We start from the raw sequence: 20195 nt of genomic DNA on the forward strand, positions 1-20195 counted from the left end.
GGTCGACATGGTGCCGCACCTCGGCACGCCCCGTCCGGGCGTGCCGGCTGGAGAGTGCGGTCGAGAAGGGATGCACACGTGGGTCTGTTCCGACGCGGCGCGAAGGATCGCGCCGCCGATGACGCCGTCGGCAGCGAGGCGGTCGAGGGCGCCGACGCCGAGGCGACCGGCCCGGCTCCCGCGGGCGACACGTCCGACGAGGGCGTGACCGCCGACGTCACGCCGTTCAGCGGCCCGGGGGACGCCGGCACGGACCGCCGCGTCGGCGGGCCGTGGGACGAGCACGACGTCGACGGCGTGGGTCGCCGGGTCGACCTCGGCGCCCTGTGGGTGCCCGGGGTGCCCGGCATGGAGCTCCGCATGGAGATCGACAAGAGGTCCGATCAGGTCACCGCGGTCGCGCTCAACCTCCACGGCTCCGCTCTCCAGGTGCAGGCGTTCGCGGCACCGCGGACCGAGGGCATCTGGGACGAGATCCGCGCCGAGATCGCCGAGTCGGTGACCAAGCAGGGCGGGTCTGCCGACGACCTCCCGGGGCCGTTCGGGCGTGAGCTCCTGGCGCGGCTCCAGGTGCGCACCCCCGAGGGTCGCACGGGCCACCGTCCTGCCCGCTTCATCGGCCACGACGGCCCGCGGTGGTTCCTGCGCGGCGTGCTGACGGGCAAGGCCGCCGTCGACCCCGAGGCGGCGCGCGAGCTCGAGGAGCTCTTCGGTGACATCGTCGTCGTCCGCGGGTCGGACGCGCGCGCGCCGCGCGACCTGCTGCCGCTCCGCCTGCCGGGGCAGGGCTCCCCGCTCGTCCCCGGGACGCCCGATGGCGCACCCGCGCAGGGACCGCCGGCCTTCGACCCGCTCGAGCGCGGCCCCGAGATCACCGAGATCCACTGACGCCGTGACGCCCGCCTGCACCGGAACGGACCACCGACCATGAGCCTGCGCAGCGCTCTCCAGCACGTCTTCGCCTCCCAGGCGGAGCTCGAGGCGGACGAGGAGCGGCACGAGTCGGCCAAGGCCGGCTGCACCGCGGTCCGCGACCTCCCCGACCGGCGTCGCTCGACGGTCAACGGCGTCCTGCGCTCGGTCACCCTTCGTCCCCGTGAGGGCGTCCCGGCGCTCGAGGCCGAGCTGTACGACGGCACGGGCACGGTCGACCTCGTCTGGCTGGGCCGCCGGGAGATCAGCGGCATCGAACCGGGCCGGCGTGGCTCGTTCGAGGGCATGGCGTGCACGGTCGTCGGCCGGTCGACCATCTACAATCCCCGCTACGAGCTCCAGCCCCGCCACGGTGAGTGAGCCTTCCGAGCCCGCCGAGAAGAACAACGGGCTGCGCGCGCTGACCGGGTCCGAGTTCTCCGTGGCCGAGGCGACGGGCGGTGTCCGCGGGGTGGCCGAGTCGGTCGCGCCGGGGCTCGTCTTCGTCGTCGTCTACCTCGTCACCAGCGCCCTGACGCCCGCGCTCGTGGCGGCGTCGGCGGTCACGCTGGCCGCCGTCGTCGTCCGGCTGCTGCAGCGCACCCCCGTGACCCAGGCGCTCGCCGGCGTCGTCGGGGTCGCGGTGGGCGTGTTCTGGGCCGCGCGGTCGGGGCAGGCGCAGGACTACTTCGTCGTGGGGCTGTGGACCAACGCGGGCTACCTGGCCGCGTGCCTCGTGTCGCTGCTCGTGGGCTGGCCGCTCGTCGGGGTCGTCGTGGGTCTGCTGCGGGGCGAGGGGACGTCCTGGCGCGCCGATCGGCGCCTGCGCCGCGCGTACTCGTTCGCGACGTGGCTCTGGGTGGGCATGTTCGGCCTGCGGCTCGTGGTCCAGGTCCCGCTCTACCTCGGCGCCGAGGTGGGCTGGCTCGGCACGGCGCGGCTCGCGATGGGCGTGCCGCTCTGGGCCCTGACCCTGTGGCTCACCTGGTTGTTGGTCCGGACCCCAGCAGTCGCTCGAGCTCCTTCTCGTCCGCCTGGCGACCGGTGACGAACATCAGCTCGTCACCCTCCTCGAGGGTGTCGTCCGGGCTCGGCGCGATCGGCTGGTCGCCCCGCACGATGCACGCGAGCACCGTGTCGGTCGGCCACACGACCTGACCCACGCGCAGCCCGGCCAGCGAGGACCCGACCGGGAGCGTGATCTCGAGGATGTCCGCGCCCGACTGGTGGAACGTGAAGATCCGCACGAGGTCGCCGACCGAGACGGCCTCCTCGACCATCGCGGTCATGATGCGCGGTGTCGAGACGGCGACGTCGACGCCCCAGCTCTCGTCGAACATCCACTCGTTCTTCGGGTTGTTGACGCGCGCGACCGTGCGCGGCACCCCGTACTCGGTCTTGGACAGCAGCGCGATGACCAGGTTCGCCTTGTCGTCCCCCGTGGCGGCGACCACGACGTCGCACTCGTCCACCTTGGCCTCGGTGAGCGTCGGCAGCTCGCACGCGTCGGCGAGCAGCCACTCGGCGTCGGCGACCTGGGCGACGCGCATCGCGGACGGCTGGCGGTCGATGATCGTCACCTCGTGACCGTGGGCGAGGAGCTCGCGCGCGATGGACCGGCCGACGGACCCGGCGCCTGCGATGACGACGCGCATCAGCTCTCCACCGGGACGCGGGTGAGGACGCGCTCGACCGCGGCCGCGTCCGGCGTCCGGACGAGCATGTGCAGCACGTCGTTCTCCTGGAGCACGCTGTCGCTCGTCGGCAGCAGGCCGTCGCCGTACCGCTGGACGAACGCGACCCGTGACCCGGTGGCCTGCTCCACCAGGCGCAGCGGCCGGCCGTACCAGGCGGGGTGGACGTCCATCTGCAGCAGCCGGATCTGGCCCGACGAGTCGCGGTACTCGTCTGTCGCACCCATCGGGAGCAGGCGGCGCAGGACCTGGTCCGCCGTCCAGCGGACGGTCGCGACGGTCGGGATGCCCAGACGCTGGTAGATCTCCGCGCGGTGGGGGTCGTAGATGCGCGCCACGACCCGGTCCACTCCGTAGGTCTCGCGCACCACGCGAGCCGCCACGATGTTCGAGTTGTCGCCGTCGGAGACCGCCGCGAAGGCGTAGGCGTCGTCGATGCCGGCCTGCGCGAGGGTGTCCCGGTCGAACCCGAGACCCGTGACCTTGCGCCCCGAGAAGTCGGCGTCGAGGCGGCGGAAGGACTCCGGGTTCTGGTCGATGACCGCGACCGAGTGCCCTTGGCTCTCGAGCGACTGCGCGAGCGTCGCGCCGACGCGGCCGCAGCCCATGATGACGAAGTGCACAGCCGGTCACGCTATACCGTCCGGCCTGGGAGCACGCAGCGGGCGTGGCGGGGCCTTCGCGGCGTCCGACGTCTGCCGGAGTGCCTAGCATGACTGTCGTGTCGGACATCTCGGATGCCGCCAAACGCTTGCTGATCGGACGCCCTGTCCGCAGCGACCGCATGGGGCACACGCTCCTGCCGAAGCGCATCGCCCTGCCGGTGTTCGCGTCGGACGCGTTGTCGTCGGTGGCGTACGCCCCGGACGAGATCCTGCTCACGCTCTCGCTCGCGGGCGTGGGGGCGCTCGTGATCTCGCCGTGGGTCGGCCTCGCGGTCGCCGTCGTGATGCTCACGGTGGTGGCGTCCTACCGGCAGAACGTGCACGCCTACCCGTCCGGCGGCGGCGACTACGAGGTCGCGACCGTCAACCTCGGCGCCAACGCGGGCGTGGGCGTGGCCAGCGCGCTCCTGGTGGACTACGTGCTGACGGTCGCGGTCTCGATCTCGTCGGGCGCGCAGTACGCGGCGAGCGCGATCCCGGCGCTGCGGGGGAACGAGACCGCCTTCGCGGTCGCCCTCGTCGTCCTGCTGACGATCGCCAACCTCCGGGGGGTCAAGGAGTCGGGCCGCGCCTTCGCGATCCCGGTGTACCTCTTCATGCTGTCGATCGGCACGATGGCGGTCGTCGGCTTCGTGCGGTCGTGGGCGGGCAACCTGCCGGCGGCGGAGAGCGCCGGCTTCGAGCTGCTGGGGGCACCCGGGCTCGACGAGGGGCTCACCGGTCTGGCCGGCGGGTTCCTCGTGCTGCGCGCGTTCGCATCCGGCTCCGCCGCGCTCACGGGGGTCGAGGCGATCAGCAACGGCGTGCCCGCGTTCCGCAAGCCGAAGAGCCGCAACGCCGCCACGACGCTCGCGCTGCTCGGCGGCATCTCGGTGACGATGATCCTGTCGATCCTCGTCCTCGCGAACCTCACGGGCGTGCGCTACGCGCAAGACCTCTCCCAGCTGCGGGTCGACGGGCGGCCGGTGCCCGACGACTACGTGCAGCACCCGGTCATCGGCCAGCTGGCCGACGCGGTGTTCCGCGGGTTCCCGGTGGCCTTCTACGTGGTCTCGGCCGTGACGGGCCTGATCCTGGTGCTCGCGGCCAACACCGCCTTCAACGGGTTCCCGGTGCTCGGCTCGATCCTCGCCAAGCACGGCTACCTCCCGCGCCAGCTGCACACTCGGGGCGACCGGCTCGCGTTCTCGAACGGGATCGTCACGCTCGCGCTCGCCGCGATCGCGCTGATCGTCGCGTTCGACGCCCAGGTCACCCGGCTCATCCAGCTCTACATCGTCGGCGTGTTCGTCTCGTTCACGGTGAGCCAGCTCGGGATGGTCCGGCACTGGACCCGGCACCTGCGGACCGAGCCCGGCCCCCAGGCACGGGCCCGGATGACGCGCTCGCGGCTGATCAACGCGATCGGGCTCGGCATGACCGGGACCGTGCTCGTCGTCGTCCTCGTCACCAAGTTCACGCACGGTGCCTGGATCGCGATCCTCGCCATGGCGATCGTGTTCGTCACCATGAAGGCGATCCGCAGGCACTACGACCTGGTCCGCGCGGAGCTCGCCCTGGACGATCCCGCGGCCGCGCGCGCCCTCCCGAGCCGGGTCCACGCCATCGTGCTGGTCTCGCGGCTCCACAAGCCGACGATGCGGGCCATCTCGTACGCGCGCGCCTCCCGGCCGCAGGTTCTCGAGGCCGTGACCGTGGGCGTCGACCCCGACGACGTCGCCGAGCTGCGCACGGCGTGGGAGGCGCTCGACCTGCCGGTCCGGCTCAAGGTCCTCGACTCGCCCTTCCGCGAGGTGACGCGGCCGATCATCGACTACGTCCGCTCGATCCGGCGCGAGAGCCCCCGGGACCTCGTCGTGGTCTACATCCCCGAGTACGTCGTCGGGCACTGGTGGGAGCAGCTCCTGCACAACCAGAGCGCGCTGCGGCTCAAGGGCCGCCTGCTCTTCACCCCCGGGGTGGTCGTCGCGTCGGTGCCGTGGCAGCTCGCCTCGTCCGAGGGGCAGACGGGGCTGGACGACGACGTCCGGGGTACGGTGCCGCGTGCCTACTGACCACGCCCGCCGTCGCCCGCACCGCACCCCGAACCGGGCGCGTCCGCCTCGCACGGGCGTGGCCTCGGCGGCCGGCGAGCTCGTGGAGCTCGAGGTCGGGCCGGTCGCGCACGGCGGCCACTGCGTCGCCCGGCTGGCACCGACGGACGACCGCCCGGGTGGCCGCGTGGTGTTCGTGCGGCACAGCCTGCCGGGGGAGCGCGTGGTCGTCCGGCTGACCGACGCCGACTCGGACGCGAGCTTCTGGCGGGCCGACGCCGTCGAGGTGCTCGAGGCGTCCCCCGACCGCGTCCCCTCGGCCTGGCCGGCGGCCGGCCCGGGCGGCGTCGGCGGCGGCGAGCTCGCGCACGTCGCCCTGCCCGCGCAGCGCGCGTGGAAGGCCGCGGTCGTGGCGGAGCAGCTCCAGCGCCTGGCGCGGCTCGAGCGCGACGTGGTCGTCGAGGCTGCTCCCGGCGACGACGAGCAGGGGGGCCTGGGCTGGCGCACGCGCATCGACCTCGTGGTCGACGCCGAGGGCCGGGCCGGGATGCGCGGGTTCCGGTCCCACGACATCCACCCGCTGACCGCCATGCCGCTCGCGAGCGAGGCGATCGCCGGGCTCGGGCTGTTCGACCGCACCTGGCGGCCCGGGGTCCGGATCGAGGCCGTCGCGCCCGCGGATGACCAGGCGCCGATGATCCTGGTCGACGGCGTGCCGTTCGCGGGCGGCCGCGCGGACACCCGGCCCAACGCCCGCACGAGCGTCCGCGAGCGGGTCGTCGTGGCGGGTCGCGAGCACACCTACCGGGTGGCGGCAGACGGGTTCTGGCAGGTGCACCGCGAGGCGCCCGGCCTGCTCGCCGACGCGGTGCTCGCCGCGCTGGGCGAGGTCGAGGGCGCGACCGTGCTCGACCTCTACGCGGGCGCGGGCCTCTTCACGCTCCCGCTCGCCGACGCGGTCGGCCCGACCGGCGAGGTCGTCCTGGTCGAGGGGGACGAGCGGGCGGTCCGGGACGCGCGCCGCAACGTCCACGACCGCCCGAACGTCGAGCTGCACCACGGCGAGGTCGCACGGGTCCTCGAGGGGACCGTCGACGCCGACTCGGACGTGGTGCACGCCGACGCCGTCGTGCTCGACCCGCCTCGCTCGGGCGCCGGTCGCGCCGTCGTCGGGTCGATCGCCGCGCTCCGCCCCGACCGTGTGGTCTACGTCGCGTGCGACCCGGCGGCGCTCGCGCGCGACCTGTCGTACTTCGCGGGTCACGGGTACGACCTGGCCGGCCTGCGGGCGTTCGACCTCTTCCCGATGACCCACCACGTCGAGTGCGTGGCCGTGCTCGACCGCGGCTGACGGCAGGGCTGAGGGGGCGGCGCACGGGGGGCGGCCCGCGAGGGCTCGGCGGGGCGCAGGGCTGGCCAGGTTCACCTCTCCGGCATAGCGTCGAGGCACTGGGCGCCGGTGCGCGGCCGGGTGCCCACCGGAGGAGGGGAGTCGCTGTGACGGAGGAGCACCAGGACGACGTCGCCCGGCGGTACGTCGAGGCCAGCAGGATCGCCGCGGCGGAGGCTCGCAAGACCGGGACCCCCGAGTACGACCCCCGGGCGCACCAGCGCGCCGTCGAGCACGAGCGCAGGCTCGCGGAGACGCTCGCGCAGCGCACGTCCCAGGGCTGAGCCGCCCGCGTCCCGCGGTCACCGGGGAGTCGCGCGACGACGCGCGCGGGTGGGTGGTCGGCGCGGCGCGCGGCACCCGCGGACCGTCGACGCGCTACGATGTATCTTGACGTCGAGATATCGTGCGGCGGCGCCCCCAGGTGGTCGGTGCCGTCGTCGTCCGGCGGCCCACTGCCGCCGGACACCCGCCAGGTGAAGGAGTCATGAGTGAGCAACGTCGACACGTTCGGGTCGAAGGGGACCCTGGAGGTCGGCCAGACCTCCTACGAGGTCTACCGCCTCGCCGCTGTGCCCGGGCTCGAGCGGCTGCCCTACAGCCTCAAGATCCTCGCGGAGAACCTCCTGCGGACCGAGGACGGCGCCAACATCACGGCCGACCACGTGCACGCGCTGGCCGGCTGGGACCCCGCGGCCGAGCCGAGCACCGAGATCCAGTTCACCCCCGCGCGCGTCGTCATGCAGGACTTCACGGGCGTGCCGTGCGTCGTCGACCTCGCGACGATGCGCGAGGCGGTGGCGGACCTGGGTGGTGACCCCGCGCGCATCAACCCGCTCGCGCCCGCCGAGCTGGTCATCGACCACTCGGTCCAGATCGACGTGGCCGGGCGTGCCGACGCCTTCGAGCGCAACGTCGAGCTCGAGTACCAGCGCAACTTCGAGCGTTACCAGTTCCTGCGCTGGGGCCAGACGGCGTTCGACGACTTCAAGGTCGTCCCGCCCGGCACCGGCATCGTGCACCAGGTCAACATCGAGTACCTGGCCCGCGGCGTCATGACGCGCGAGGCCCGCGGCGCCGACGGCTCGACGGTCGTCCGTGCCTACCCCGACACGTGCGTCGGCACCGACTCGCACACGACGATGGTCAACGGCCTCGGCGTGCTGGGCTGGGGCGTCGGCGGGATCGAGGCCGAGGCCGCGATGCTCGGCCAGCCGGTCTCGATGCTCATCCCGCGCGTCGTCGGCTTCAAGCTCACGGGCACCATCCCGTCCGGCGTGACCGCGACGGACGTCGTGCTCACGATCACCGAGCAGCTGCGCCAGCACGGCGTCGTGGGCAAGTTCGTCGAGTTCTACGGCGACGGCGTGGCTCAGGTGCCGCTGGCCAACCGCGCGACGATCGGCAACATGTCGCCCGAGTTCGGCTCGACCTGCGCGATCTTCCCGATCGACGGCGTCACGCTCGACTACCTGCGTCTGACGGGCCGCAGCGAGGACCAGCTCGCGCTCGTCGAGGCGTACGCCAAGGAGCAGGGCCTGTGGCACGCGCCCGACGCGCCCGGCTACGTCGAGCCCGTGTTCTCCGAGTACCTCGAGCTCGACCTGTCGAGCGTCGTGCCCTCGATCGCCGGCCCCAAGCGCCCGCAGGACCGCATCGCGCTGACCGAGGCGAAGGAGTCGTTCGCCACCTCGATCCTCGACTACGTGGATGCAGCCGCCGCCGCGCCCTTCACCGGGCTCGACGAGTCGGTCGCCGAGACCTTCCCGGCCTCCGACCCGATCGCGGCCGGCGAGCACGCGGACAGCTCGGACAAGCCCGCGCACGTCCACGCCGGCGACAGCGTCACCCGCCCGCACAAGCGCGTGCCGGTCACCCTGGTGGACGGCACCGAGACCGAGCTGGACCACGGCGCGGTCGTCATCGCCTCGATCACGTCGTGCACCAACACCTCGAACCCGTCGGTCATGCTCGCCGCGGCGCTCCTCGCCAAGAACGCGGTCGCCAAGGGCCTCACCGCCAAGCCGTGGGTCAAGACGTCGATGGCGCCCGGCTCGCAGGTCGTCACCGACTACTACGAGAAGGCGGGCCTGTGGCCCTACCTCGAGAAGCTCGGCTTCCACCTGGTCGGCTACGGCTGCGCGACCTGCATCGGCAACTCGGGCCCGCTGCCCGAGGAGGTCTCGGCCGCGGTGAACGAGCACGACCTCTCGGTCGTCTCGGTGCTGTCGGGCAACCGCAACTTCGAGGGCCGGATCAACCCCGACGTGAAGATGAACTACCTGGCATCGCCGCCGCTGGTGATCGCCTACGCGCTCGCGGGCACGATGGACTTCGACTTCGAGAACCAGCCGCTCGGCACGACCCAGAGCGGGGAGCAGGTGTTCCTGCGGGACATCTGGCCCGCGCCGCAGGACGTCCAGTCGACGATCGACTCCGCGATCGACCGCCAGATGTTCACGAAGAACTATGCGGACGTGTTCGCGGGCGACGACCGCTGGCGCTCGCTGCAGACGCCCGAGGGCGCCACGTTCGCCTGGGACCCGCAGTCGACGTACGTCCGCAAGCCCCCGTACTTCGACGGCATGGGCATGACGCCGGAGCCGGTCACGGACATCACGGGAGCTCGCGTGCTCGCCAAGCTGGGTGACTCGGTCACGACCGACCACATCAGCCCGGCCGGCTCGATCAAGCCCGACAGCCCGGCCGGCGCCTACCTCGCGGAGCACGGGATCGGCCGCCGTGACTTCAACTCCTACGGCTCGCGCCGTGGGAACCACGAGGTCATGATCCGCGGCACGTTCGCGAACATCCGGCTCCGCAACCAGCTGGTGCCGGGCGTCGAGGGCGGCTTCACCGTGAACCACCTCACCGGCGAGCAGACGACGATCTACGACGCCGCGCAGGGCTACGCCGCCGCGGGTGTGCCGCTGGTGATCCTGGGCGGGAAGGAGTACGGCTCCGGCTCGTCGCGCGACTGGGCGGCCAAGGGCACGAGCCTCCTCGGCGTCCGGGCGGTCATCACCGAGAGCTTCGAGCGCATCCACCGCTCGAACCTCATCGGGATGGGCGTGCTCCCGTTGCAGTTCCCGGCGGGGGAGTCGGCGGACTCGCTCGGCCTGGACGGCACCGAGACGTTCGACATCGCGGGCGTCACGGCGCTCAACGAGGGCACGACGCCGCGGACGCTCACGGTGACGGCCACCAAGGGCGACGGCTCGACGGTGGAGTTCGACGCGGTGCTCCGCATCGACACCCCCGGCGAGGCGGACTACTACCGCAACGGCGGCATCCTGCAGTACGTGCTGCGCTCGCTCGTGAGCGACTGAGCGCCTGAGCGCCTGAGCAGCCCGTCCGCCCTGTCGACGCCCGGGGCGCCCACCTCTCCCAGGTGGGCGCCCCGTCGCGCTTCAATGGGGGTCATGAGCACCGAGAAGAAGACGCCCGTGATGGTCGAGACCGACGTCGAGGTGGACGCCTTCCTCGACCAGGTGCCGAGCGAGGTCCGACGCCGGGACGCCGACAGGCTCGTGGACCTCATGCGGCGGATCACGGGGGAGCCGCCGCGGATGTGGGGGCGCTCGATCGTCGGCTTCGGGCGCTACCACTACGTCTACTCCAGCGGCCGGGAGGGTGACGCTCCTGCGGCGGCCTTCTCGCCCCGCAAGGCGGCCACGACGGTCTACCTGGTCGAGGGCTTCGCGGACCAGAGCGACCTGCTCGGGCGCCTGGGGCCGCACACCACGGCCAAGTCGTGCCTGTACCTGAAGAACCTCGACGCGGTGGACCTGGGTGTGCTCGCGGAACTGGTGCGGCGCTCGTGCCGCGCGGTCACGGGCCGCGACGAGGCGGCGTCCGGTCAGGCGCCGGACCGCTGACCGCGCCTACTTGCGTCTACCAGCGCCGCGTGCCTGACCGTGCCTCGTACAGGCCGCTCAGACCCGATCCAGAGGAGTTGGGGTGTTGTTCGGCGTGCGAGACGAGGAAAGTGCCCGCGATCGAGGCCGTGGCGCCACCTCAGGGGCGAGCTCGCCGGGCGGCCCTCTTGGAGCCGGGGGCCGCCTCGCCCCGCTTGGACGGCCTCCCGTCGTCGAGGGTGGCAAGACGACGTCGCAGCTGCGACCACGGGACCGGACCCGCCAGAGCCAGCCAGATCCGCGACGCCTGGGCCAGCGCGGCCACCAGGACCAGCGCGCTGACCAGGAAGAGGATCCCGGCGGCGGGCCCCGGCTCGGCCTGGATGGCCCGGTAGAGCGTCCCCATCGCGGCGACGGCGGTCACCACCAGGATCCAGAACCAGCGCCGAGCCCGCCGCCCCCCCGGTCGTGTCGGCATCAGTGGCCCCCGCCACCGGTCCACACGTAGACGCTGATCACCAGCATGCCCACGGCGATCAGGGCCAGCACCGTCACCGCCACCTTGCGGTCCCGCCAGCGTCGCTTCGGGCCGCGGTCGAGGAACGGGACCAGGAACAGCAGACCGAACACGACGGCCATGATGACGCCCACCGAGGCGACCCCGAACCAGCCCTCGAACGGGAAGAACCACCAGAACATCCACATCGGCCGGGTGACCTCGATGCCCTCCACGGGGGTGGGCCCGAGGATCGGCGGGATCAGCACCGCCAGCACCGCGAGCACCCCCAGCAGCACCAGCCCGAAGGCCCCGGCCCGCTTCAGGTGCTCGGTGAACGGGGCGACGCCCTCACGGGCCGGGGCCGGGATCTCCGGGTGCGGGGAGATCTTGTGCCGCTTGACGAGCAGGGCGTGGATGACGAACAGGGCCAGGATCAGCCCAGGGATGATCACCGCGTGGGCCGTGTACAGGCGCAGCAGGATCGGCACCTCGGGGGCGAGGTTGCCGGTGAACCACACCCCTAGCCCGCCGACGAGCTCGGCGACCTCGATGTTGTGCGTCAGGGCCTCGAAGCCCTCCTGGTCCCACTTGAGCACCGTGCCGGTGAACACGGCGAGGAAGGTCAGGAGCAGCATCGACGCCCCAACGATCCAGTTGCCCTCCCGCGGGCGCTTGAACGACCCGTGCGAGAACACCCGGACCATGTGCAGCAGCGCCAGCACGTACATCGCCTGGGCCGCCCAGTAGTGCAGGCCCCGCACGAACGACCCCAGCGGGACGCTGCTCATGATCGTCCGCACCGACTGGTTCGCCAGCTCCGGCATCGGGTTGTACCACTGGGCGATGTAGATCCCCGTCACCAGCAGCGTGAAGAACGAGATCGCGGTCAGCGCCCCCAGGCTCCACCCGAGGTTGTTGGCGTGCTCGGGCACCTCATACGCCAGAGCCTTCAGCCCCATCCGCTCGTCCACCGCGTCCACCGCCCGGCGCCACCGGCCGCGAGGCCGCTCGTCGCCTTGGGGGGAGGTTCCGGCCTCGGGGACGGTTCCGGCTCCGGGCGCCCCGGCTCGCGCACCAGCGCTCATGACTGCACCTCTCGACGGAGTTCACTGACGGTGTGATCGGGCCGCCATCTGCGGCTCAGGTACAGGCCAAGCACGATCGAGCCCGCGGCCAGCACGATGAGGATCACGTCCCCGGCGTCGCCGATGCCCAGCTCGGGATCGAGCGGATCGAGGATGACCGTCGTGCCCGTAGCGATGCCGGCCGCGAATTGCTCCCCGGTGCCGACCTCACCCGGCTCCGGGATCTCCCCGTAGCCGGTGGCTGCCCGGATGGACACCGCGGACTCCAGGAGCCCGCGGGCCTCGCCGAGGGCCTCAGGGTCGCCCGGGGACTCCTCGACCAGGGCCAGCGCCGCCTCGACCTTGTCTAGGTCGACACCCGTGAGGTCCGGGGCCATCAGCGAGTCCTGGATCCGATCCTGCACGGTCTCGGGCGCCGCCCTGTTCGCGATGAGCGAGACGGCCTGCACCACGAGGAGGCGACCTTCGTCGGTCTCTTGCGGGTTCGCGGCCGCCGGCAGCGCCTGCGCCGTCATCAGCAGCAGGGCCGCCACGGCCAGCAGGGCGGAACGAACCGCCCTCCCGCCGTGCCCGGCGCCGGACGGCGACATCCCGGCCCGTTCCCGCCACTGCGCGGAACTTCTCCTCAGCCGGATTCCCCGGGTGAACGACATGCGCGCCTCCTTCGGCCCACTCTTGCCTTCGGTTCCCCGTCGACGTGTCGCGATGTGACGCATCGTCGCGGGTCCGGCATCTGACATTAGCCCAGAAACGACGACAATCGAGAAACCACACGGGAAGGACACGTTCTGGGTGATGAGCGTACGCAACGAAAAGCGTGGCCGAAAGCCGGTGCGCGTCGGCGCGTCGGCTCCGTCATTGATGCCCAACTCGGGGCTGGTGGCGATCAGCGAGCTGGGTGGACCGGCTGGGTGTGATCGAGGGGGTGGACGGCGCGGTGGGCGCGATCAAGCAACGCGATCGAGGCTATGGCGCCGATGAGCTGTTGGTTGGGCTGGCCGCGGCCCAGCTTGGCGGTGAGGACTTCCTGGTCGGGCTGGACCGGCAGCGCGCGGACGTGGCCGGTCAGCAGTTGACGCCGGTGGCGGGCCTGTCCTCGAGGACGGCGGCGGGCCTCGCGGGCCGGTTGACCGGCGAGCAGTGGCTCGCGCTCGCTGCCCGCAACGCGAAAACACCCCACCACGGAGCCCAGAAACCAACTCGGCGCACCGCTGACCGCACTACTCGCGGAAACTGCTCAGACCGGCACGGGGATCGTGCGGGAGCTGTCCCAGGGCTCGGTCCACCCCAGCGCGTCGAGGATCCCGTCGAGCACGATCGCCGTGAACCCCCACACCGTGCATCCGTTCAGCAGGAACGCCGGGCTGCGGTACGTCGCGCCTGCGCGGTCCATGGCGACGGTCCGGCGACGCCCGGGATCGATCAGGTCTGCGACCGGGGCCCGGAACACGGCGGCGGACTCGCCGACGTCGACCACCCCGACCGGGGACGGCCGCGACCACCAGGCGAGGACCGGTGTCACCACATGGTTGCTCACCGGGACGGCGAGCTCGCCCAGGGTGCCCAGGACCTCGACCCCGGCAGCGTCGAGCCCGGTCTCCTCGACGGCCTCGCGGACCGCCGCCGCGACGGGACCGTCGTCCCCGGCGTCGACGCGGCCTCCCGGGAACGCGACCTGGCCGGAATGGTGGCTCAGCGTCGCCGCGCGCCCCACGAGCAGCACGTCGAGGTCTGCCGGGACGGCGCGGGCGACGTGGCGACCCGGTAGGCCGTCGAGGACCCCGAAGAGCACGAGGACCGCGGCGGGACGCGCGTCCGTGCCCGGCCGGCGACCGAGGAGGCCGTCCCAGGAGACGCCGCGCCGGGCGAGCCCCACGAGCTCGTCGCGCGCCCCCTGCTGCGGAGGTCGGCCGGATGCCGCGCTCACCGGCTCACCAGCCGTCAGGGAGCGGGCGACCCTCGTCGTACCCGGCGACCGACTGGATGCCCACGACCGCCCGCTCGTGGAGCTCCTCGAGCGTCGTCGCGCCGACGTAGGTGCAGGCCGAGCGCACGCCGGACGTGATGCGGTCGAGCAGGTCCTCCACGCCGGGCCGCTCGGGGTCCAAGTACATCCGGGAGCTTGAGATGCCCTCCTCGTAGAGCGACTTGCGAGCGCGTTCGAAGGCCGACCCGCCGCGGGTGCGGGCTGCGACCGCGCGGGCTGACGCCATGCCGAAGCTCTCCTTGTACATCCGCCCGTCGCCGTCCTCGTGCAGGTCGCCCGGGCTCTCGTGCGTGCCCGCGAACCACGAGCCCACCATCACCTGCGATGCGCCGGCCGCGAGCGCGAGGGCGACGTCGCGCGGATGGCGGACCCCGCCGTCGGCCCAGACGTGCTTGCCGCGAAGGCGCGCCTCGGCGGCGCACTCGAGCACCGCGGAGAACTGCGGGCGCCCGACGGCGGTCATCATGCGGGTCGTGCACATCGCCCCCGGGCCGACGCCCACCTTGACGATGTCGGCACCTGCCTCGATGAGGGCGCGCGTCCCCGCGGCCGTGACGACGTTGCCCGCGACGACCGGCACGTCCGGCGACTGCGCGCGCACCGCCGCGAGTGCGTCGAGCATCTTGCGCTGGTGGCCGTGCGCCGTGTCGACGACCAGCACGTCCACGCCCGCGGCGAGCAGCTCCTTGGCCTTGGCACCCACGTCACCGTTGATCCCGACCGCCGCGGCGACGCGCAGCCGGCCCTCGACATCGACCGCGGGCGCGTAGATCGAGGACCGCAGGGCGCCGATCTGGGTCAGCACGCCGACGAGCGCGCCGTCCGAGACCACCGGCGAGAACCGCCGGCGCGAGCCGTGCAGCGTCTCGAACGCGGCCTCGAGCCCGCCGCTGCGCAGCACCTCGAGCTCGACCACGGTCGGGTTCGGGGTCATCACGTCGCCGATCTGCGTGAACCGGTCGACGCCCTGGCAGTCCGCCGCGCTCACGACCCCCACGGGCCTGGAGTCCACGAGCACGACGGCCGCGCCGTGCGAGCGCTTGCCGATGAGCGTCAGCGCGGTGTGCACGGTGTCGGTGGGGGAGACGACGACGGCGCTCTCGACCACCGTGTGCCGCGCCTTGACGGACGCGACGACGTCGGCGACGACGTCGGTCGGGACGTCCTGCGGGATCACCGCGATGCCCCCGCGCCGGGCCACGGTCTCGGCCATGCGACGGCCGGCGACCGCGGTCATGTTCGCGACGACCACCGGGATGCTGGTCCCGGTGCCGTCGACCGTCGCGAGGTCGACGTCGAAGCGCGACGTGACCTCGCTCGCGGACGGCACCAGGAAGACGTCGCCGTAGGTCAGGTCGGAGGACGGCTCGTGGCCGGGGAGGAAACGCATGGGTAGCAGTTTACGTTCGGGGCGACGGACCCCTACTCCTTGACGGCTCCGGTCGTGACGTTCATGATCCGGCGCTGGAACACGAGGAAGACGACCACGACCGGGATGGTCATGATCGCCGCGGCCGCCAGCTTGAGCGGGTACTGGCTCCCCTGGCTGAGCGCACCCGAGGCGAGCTGCGCCACGCCCTTGGTCAGCGTCCGCAGCTCGGGGTCCTGCGACGCGACGATGAAGTGCGCGAGCTCGTTCCACGAGCCCTGGAACGACAGGATGACGAGCGTCATGAGGGCGGGGCGGGCCATGGGCAGCACGACCGACCAGTACGTGCGGAACGGCCCCGCGCCGTCGATGCGTGCGGCCTCCTCGACGCTCCGCGGGATCGACTCGAAGAAGTTCTTCATGATGAAGATGCCGGCGGCGTCGGCCAGCAGGGGAACGATCATGCCCGCGTACGAGTCGTAGATGCCGAGCTGGTTGACGACCAGGAACTTCGGGATGAGCAGCACGACGCTCGGCACGGCCATGACTGCCACCAGCCCCGCGAAGATCACCGTGCGCCCGCGGAACTGCAGACGCGCGAGCGCGTAGCCGGCCATCGAGTTGATGAGCACGCGCCCGATCGTCACGCTGACCGTGATGATGGCGGAGTTCTGGAACCAGAGCGGGAAGTCGGACCGGACGAACAGGCGCTCGTACGCCGCGGTCGTCCAGGTGGCCGGGACGAGCGAGAGCGGGGAGGCGACCGCCTCGGCGTCGGACTTGAACGACGTCGCGACGGTGATGAGGAACGGGTAGACGTAGATCAGTGCGACCACGGCGAGGACCGCGTAGACGAAGGCGGTGCCGAGGGTGCGCCGGCGGGCCGAGCGGTCGGCCCGGTCCCGGGGCCGGTCGGGCGGGCGCGGGGGAGCCTGGGAGCTCCCGGGTGCGGTCGTCGTCGTGCTCATCGCCGGTCCTCCGTCCCCGTCGTCGGAGCGACGGCGCCGGCGTCCGGGGCGCCGCCCGCCCCACGGGCCCCGCCCGCGCCCGCCACCCCGACGAGCACGTCGCGCCGGCGCCGCGGCGGCGTGTCGCGCTCGCGCAGGATCAGCCGTTGCAGGAGGGTCAGCACGACGATGATCGCGAACAGCACGAAGGCGATCGCGGCGCCGCGGCCCCACTGCTGCGACTCGAAGGACGCCTGGTACGAGAGATAGGCCGGGGTGAGCGTGGTCTTCGTCGGGCCGCCCTGGGTGCCCGTGTAGATCTGGTCGAACACCTGCCACGTGCCGATCAGCCCGAGCGTGATGACCGTGAAGAGGGTGGGGCGGAGCATCGGCAGCGTGACGTGCCAGAACCGCTGCCACGAGGTCGCCCCGTCCATGGTGGCCGCCTCCTCGACGTCGCCCGCGATCGCCTGGAGCGCCGCGATGAAGAGCAGCATGAACGTGCCCGACGTCGTGAAGACCGCCATCGTGATGAAGACGCACATCGCCACGCTCGGCCCGGCGACCCACTGCCACCACGGGATCCCGACGAACCCGTTCCCGGTCAGCACGGCCGGTGCGTCCACCCCGAGCGCGCCGAGCACGACGTGCACCACGCCGCGCGGGTCGGCGAGCCAGTTGGGCCCGTTCACGCTCAGCGCCTCGAGCAGCCGGTTGACGGCGCCTGACGCGGAGAACAGGAAGAGGAACAGCACGGTGATCGCGACCGAGCTCGTCACGGAGGGGAAGTAGAACGCGGTGCGGAAGAACCCGCGGCCGCGCAGCACCTTGCGGCTCACCATCACGGCGAGGAACAGCGAGAGCGCCGTCTGGATCGGCACGACGAGGAAGACGTACCAGGCGTTGTTGCGCAACGAGATGCCGAAGTCCTGCGTCGCGAGCCCGCCCCCTGCGACGAGGTCACGGTAGTTCTCCGCCCCGACGAACCCGACGGACGACGACAGGGGGCTGCCGCGTCCGTTCCAGTCGGAGACGCTCACCCAGGCCGCCATCAGGACGGGCACCACGAGGAAGAGCCCGAGGATGACGAGCATCGGTGCGACGAAGAGCCACCCCGCGGCCGCCTCCCGGCCCCGCACACCGCCGCCGCGACGGCGGCGGGGCACGGTGGGGAGCGACGCGGGAACGAAGACGTCCGGGCTGGTCATCAGCCCGCGGAGCCGAGCGCGGCTTCCAGGTTGGTCTGCACCCCCGCGAGGATCTGCTGCGGGTCGCCGGTCTCGAGCGCCTCGATCTGGCCGTTGAAGTCGGCGACGACGTCGGTGAAACCCTGGAGCGGCGGGATGCCGGTCGCGAAGTCGGCGCTCGCGATGAACGCCTCCTGCTCCGGGAACTCGGCGCTGAACTGCTCGGCCGCCGACTCGACGGACGGCATGACGCCGAACGCCTTCGTGAACTCGACCTGCTGCTCGGTCGACGTCAGGAACTCGACCAGGTCGCGCGCGGCCTCCTGGTTCGGGCTGTCGGCTGCGATGCCCCAGCAGTTCGTGAACTGGAGCGTCCCCTGGCCCGCGGGACCGGCAGGGAGCTCGATGACGCGGTACTGCACGTCGGGGAAGTCGTTCGTGAGCGCCCCGATGATCCAGTTGCCCTCGATCGTCATGGCGGCCTTGCCGAGGCCGAACGCCTCGCCGCCCCAGCCCGCGTCGATCTGGGACGGGTAGGCGAGCACACCGTCGGCGAGAAGCTCCTTGACGAACGTCAGCGCCTCGACGTTCTCCGGGCTGTCGGCGATCGCCGTGGCGCCGTCGTCGTCGAGCAGTCCGCCGCCCGCCTGCTCCATGAACACGCCGACCCGCTGGTACTCGGGGCCGAAGGTCAGGCCGACGCGGTCCGTGCTGGTGAGTCGCTGGGCGACGTCTCGGAGACTGGCCCAGTCGGTCGGGAAGTCGGCGTCGGTCAGGCCCGCCTCGGTCCACGCGGCGGTGTTGATGACGAGCGCCAGGGTCGAGAAGTCCTTGGGCGCGCAGTAGAACTGGTCGTCGATCGTGAAGTTCTCGACGAGCGACGGGTAGAAGTCGTCGGCGTTCGGCAGCTCGGAGCCGTACGCGACCACCGAGCCGTTGGCAGCCCACCCCGGGAGCCCCTCCGGGCTCGCGTAGAACACGTCCGGCGGGTCGCCCCCCGCGAATCCCTGGCTCAGCTCTTGCGGCAGGTTCGAGGCGACGCTCAGGGTGGCCTCGGTGCCCGACTGCTCGGACCACGCGGCGAGGGCCTGGGTGACGGCGTCGGTCTCCGCGTCGCCGCTCGACCCGATGAGGACGCGGAGCCCGCCGCCGGTCGCCTCGCCCTCGCCGCCGCCATCGCCACCCCCGTCGTCGAACCCGGAGCCACCTCCGCAGCCCGTGAGGGCGAGGGCGCTCGCGGCGAGGAGTCCGGTGACGACGGTCGTACGTGCAGGTCCGTGCATGGTGTCTCCTTCGACGTCCGGATCGGCAGGACCCGGGAGGGGCGGGTGCTCGGCGGGCGCCGGGCAGGTCGGTCCAAGTTCGAGAAGGCAGCGGTCAGGGCGGCGGGGTCCGGTGTGCGCTCGAGGCGCGGACGACGAGGTTCGGGCAGAGCAGGACCTGCCGGTCGGCGATGTCGAGGTCGGGCCCGGTCGACCCACCCGTGAGCTGCCCGAGGAGGAGCCCGAGCACGCGGTCCGCGGCCTCGGTGAGCGGCTGCGCGACGGAGGTCAGGCCGACGGCGCGCGCGACGGGCGTGTCGTCGAACCCGACGACCGCGGGCAGCACCCCGGAGCGGGCGGCGTCCGCGGTCGAGCGAGCCGCCGCGAGGGCGCCCAGCGCGAGCGAGTCGCTCGCGCACACGAAGGCCGTGGGGGCGGCGGTCGCGAGCAGGTGCTCGGCGGCCTCGGCCCCGGCGCCGGCGCCGTCCGGCACCCCGAGCCACAGGGACTCGAGCTCGCCGTCCGGCACCGTGCCGGCAGCGAGCATCGCGCGCACCCAGCCGCCGCGCCGGTCCTCGCCCGTGTCCGACCCGGCCGGCCACCCGACGTACGCGATCCGGCGGTGGCCCAGCGCGAGGAGGTGCTCGACGGCGGCGCGCGTGCCGGTCGCGCCGTCGACGTCGACCCAGGCGTGCGCGGCGGCCGGGGACAGGTCCATACCGCCGTCCGGTCGCCACGGGCGACCGAAGGTGACGAACGGCACCCCGTGCTCCGCCAGCCAGTGCGTGCGGGGGTCGCCACGGTGGGTGGACGTCAGGACCACGCCGTCGACGCGCAGCTCGTCGACGAGCTCGCCGTACTGCGCGATCTCCGCGGCGTCGTCACGGGCGGTGAACAGCATGACGCGGTACCCGCGCAGCTGGGCCTGTTCCGTGAGCGCATGCAGGAATCGGTCGAGCACCGCGCCGCTGATCCCGTCGGCGGTCGGCTCGAGCCGGAGCGCGACGACGTGCGAGCGGCTCGTGCGGAGCTGCCGGGCGGCAGCGTGCGGCCGGTACCCCAGCTCGGCGACGGCTCCCAGCACGCGGTCGAGGGTGTCGGGCCGCACGAGGTGGGGGGAGTTGAGCGCGTTCGAGACGGTCTGCTTCGAGACGGCCGCGCGCGCGGCGACCGTCTGCAGGGTGGGCCTGCGGTCCTCGACCACGTCGTCTCCTCGCGTCGTTGCGGGGTCCGGACGGCCGGGCCGCCCGGGATGTCGTCGACCCGTGAGGCGCAGTACGGTAGCCCGGTTGGATCGATCAAATCCTG

19 protein-coding genes are annotated in these 20195 nt (G+C 72.6%); 8 read left to right on the forward strand and 11 right to left on the reverse strand.

Features of this window, described 5'->3' with window-relative positions:
- The first annotated feature begins 78 nt into the window (after positions 1–78).
- From HIR71_RS03985 to HIR71_RS03995, 3 genes are read left to right on the forward strand one after another with little or no spacing between them, the layout of a single operon-like run.
- Positions 79–888, forward strand: coding sequence for a DUF3710 domain-containing protein (locus HIR71_RS03985; protein ID WP_169323656.1), 810 nt, complete (start codon positions 79–81; stop codon positions 886–888).
- 39 nt (positions 889–927) lie between these two features.
- Positions 928–1293 carry an OB-fold nucleic acid binding domain-containing protein gene (locus tag HIR71_RS03990; protein WP_169323659.1) on the forward strand — a complete coding sequence of 122 codons (366 nt, stop codon included), beginning with the start codon at positions 928–930 and terminating at the stop codon, positions 1291–1293.
- Positions 1286–1960: a DUF3159 domain-containing protein gene (locus HIR71_RS03995; protein WP_311836074.1), complete on the forward strand. Its 675-nt coding sequence runs from the start codon at positions 1286–1288 to the stop codon at positions 1958–1960. Before HIR71_RS03990 ends, HIR71_RS03995 begins: the two co-directional genes overlap by 8 nt.
- Here HIR71_RS03995 and HIR71_RS04000 read toward each other — a convergent pair.
- On the reverse strand, positions 1893–2567 hold the full coding sequence (locus HIR71_RS04000; protein WP_169323661.1) for a potassium channel family protein: 675 nt from the start codon (positions 2565–2567) through the stop codon (positions 1893–1895). The two genes, HIR71_RS03995 and HIR71_RS04000, sit on opposite strands and share 68 nt — an antisense overlap.
- Positions 2567–3214 carry a potassium channel family protein gene (locus HIR71_RS04005; RefSeq protein ID WP_169323858.1) on the reverse strand — a complete coding sequence of 216 codons (648 nt, stop codon included), beginning with the start codon at positions 3212–3214 and terminating at the stop codon, positions 2567–2569. Before HIR71_RS04005 ends, HIR71_RS04000 begins: the two co-directional genes overlap by 1 nt.
- A gap of 113 nt (positions 3215–3327) precedes the next feature.
- On the opposite strand from HIR71_RS04005, the gene HIR71_RS04010 reads away from it, so the two are divergent.
- From HIR71_RS04010 to HIR71_RS04030, 5 genes are all read left to right on the forward strand, one after another.
- Positions 3328–5325, forward strand: coding sequence for an APC family permease (locus tag HIR71_RS04010; RefSeq protein ID WP_169323662.1), 1998 nt, complete (start codon positions 3328–3330; stop codon positions 5323–5325).
- Positions 5315–6655 (forward strand): class I SAM-dependent RNA methyltransferase, encoded by a 1341-nt coding sequence (locus HIR71_RS04015; protein WP_396030953.1) that lies wholly within the window; start codon positions 5315–5317, stop codon positions 6653–6655. The genes HIR71_RS04010 and HIR71_RS04015 overlap by 11 nt, the downstream gene beginning before the upstream one ends.
- A 146-nt stretch (positions 6656–6801) precedes the next feature.
- A complete protein-coding gene (locus HIR71_RS04020; protein WP_169323663.1) occupies positions 6802–6978 on the forward strand; it encodes a translation initiation factor 2 in 177 nt (58 codons plus the stop codon).
- Positions 6979–7185: 207 nt separating this feature from the next.
- Positions 7186–10023, forward strand: coding sequence for an aconitate hydratase AcnA (gene acnA / locus HIR71_RS04025; protein WP_169323664.1), 2838 nt, complete (start codon positions 7186–7188; stop codon positions 10021–10023).
- 93 nt (positions 10024–10116) lie between these two features.
- Positions 10117–10572, forward strand: a complete 456-nt coding sequence (locus HIR71_RS04030) for a DUF1801 domain-containing protein (RefSeq protein WP_169323665.1) — start codon at positions 10117–10119, stop codon at positions 10570–10572.
- Between the two features lie 139 nt (positions 10573–10711).
- On the opposite strand, the gene HIR71_RS04035 is transcribed toward HIR71_RS04030, so the two are convergent.
- The 9 genes from HIR71_RS04035 to HIR71_RS04075 form a co-directional block, all read right to left on the reverse strand.
- Positions 10712–10975: a hypothetical protein gene (locus HIR71_RS04035; protein WP_211373753.1), complete on the reverse strand. Its 264-nt coding sequence runs from the start codon at positions 10973–10975 to the stop codon at positions 10712–10714.
- Positions 10976–11028: 53 nt separating this feature from the next.
- Positions 11029–12009: a cytochrome b gene (locus tag HIR71_RS04040; protein WP_249051558.1), complete on the reverse strand. Its 981-nt coding sequence runs from the start codon at positions 12007–12009 to the stop codon at positions 11029–11031.
- 122 nt (positions 12010–12131) lie between these two features.
- Entirely contained in the window at positions 12132–13004 is an 873-nt protein-coding gene (locus tag HIR71_RS04045; RefSeq protein ID WP_169323669.1) for a hypothetical protein, read from the reverse strand.
- A gap of 368 nt (positions 13005–13372) precedes the next feature.
- Entirely contained in the window at positions 13373–14062 is a 690-nt protein-coding gene (locus HIR71_RS04050) for an NUDIX hydrolase (RefSeq protein ID WP_169323671.1), read from the reverse strand.
- Between the two features lie 4 nt (positions 14063–14066).
- Positions 14067–15512 (reverse strand): GuaB1 family IMP dehydrogenase-related protein, encoded by a 1446-nt coding sequence (locus HIR71_RS04055; RefSeq protein ID WP_169323673.1) that lies wholly within the window; start codon positions 15510–15512, stop codon positions 14067–14069.
- A 32-nt stretch (positions 15513–15544) separates the two neighbouring features.
- Entirely contained in the window at positions 15545–16459 is a 915-nt protein-coding gene (locus HIR71_RS04060; protein ID WP_169323675.1) for a carbohydrate ABC transporter permease, read from the reverse strand.
- Positions 16456–17646 carry a carbohydrate ABC transporter permease gene (locus HIR71_RS04065; protein WP_169323677.1) on the reverse strand — a complete coding sequence of 397 codons (1191 nt, stop codon included), beginning with the start codon at positions 17644–17646 and terminating at the stop codon, positions 16456–16458. The genes HIR71_RS04060 and HIR71_RS04065 overlap by 4 nt, the downstream gene beginning before the upstream one ends.
- Positions 17646–18908 carry an extracellular solute-binding protein gene (locus HIR71_RS04070; protein WP_169323679.1) on the reverse strand — a complete coding sequence of 421 codons (1263 nt, stop codon included), beginning with the start codon at positions 18906–18908 and terminating at the stop codon, positions 17646–17648. The genes HIR71_RS04065 and HIR71_RS04070 overlap by 1 nt, the downstream gene beginning before the upstream one ends.
- 94 nt (positions 18909–19002) lie before the next feature.
- The gene (locus tag HIR71_RS04075; protein WP_169323681.1) at positions 19003–20091 is read right to left on the reverse strand and encodes a LacI family DNA-binding transcriptional regulator; all 1089 of its coding nucleotides are present in this window, start codon (positions 20089–20091) and stop codon (positions 19003–19005) included.
- Positions 20092–20195: the final 104 nt, after the last annotated feature.

The sequence above is a fragment of the Cellulomonas fimi genome, from assembly GCF_012952065.1.
Lineage (GTDB): Bacteria > Actinomycetota > Actinomycetes > Actinomycetales > Cellulomonadaceae > Pengzhenrongella > Pengzhenrongella fimi_A.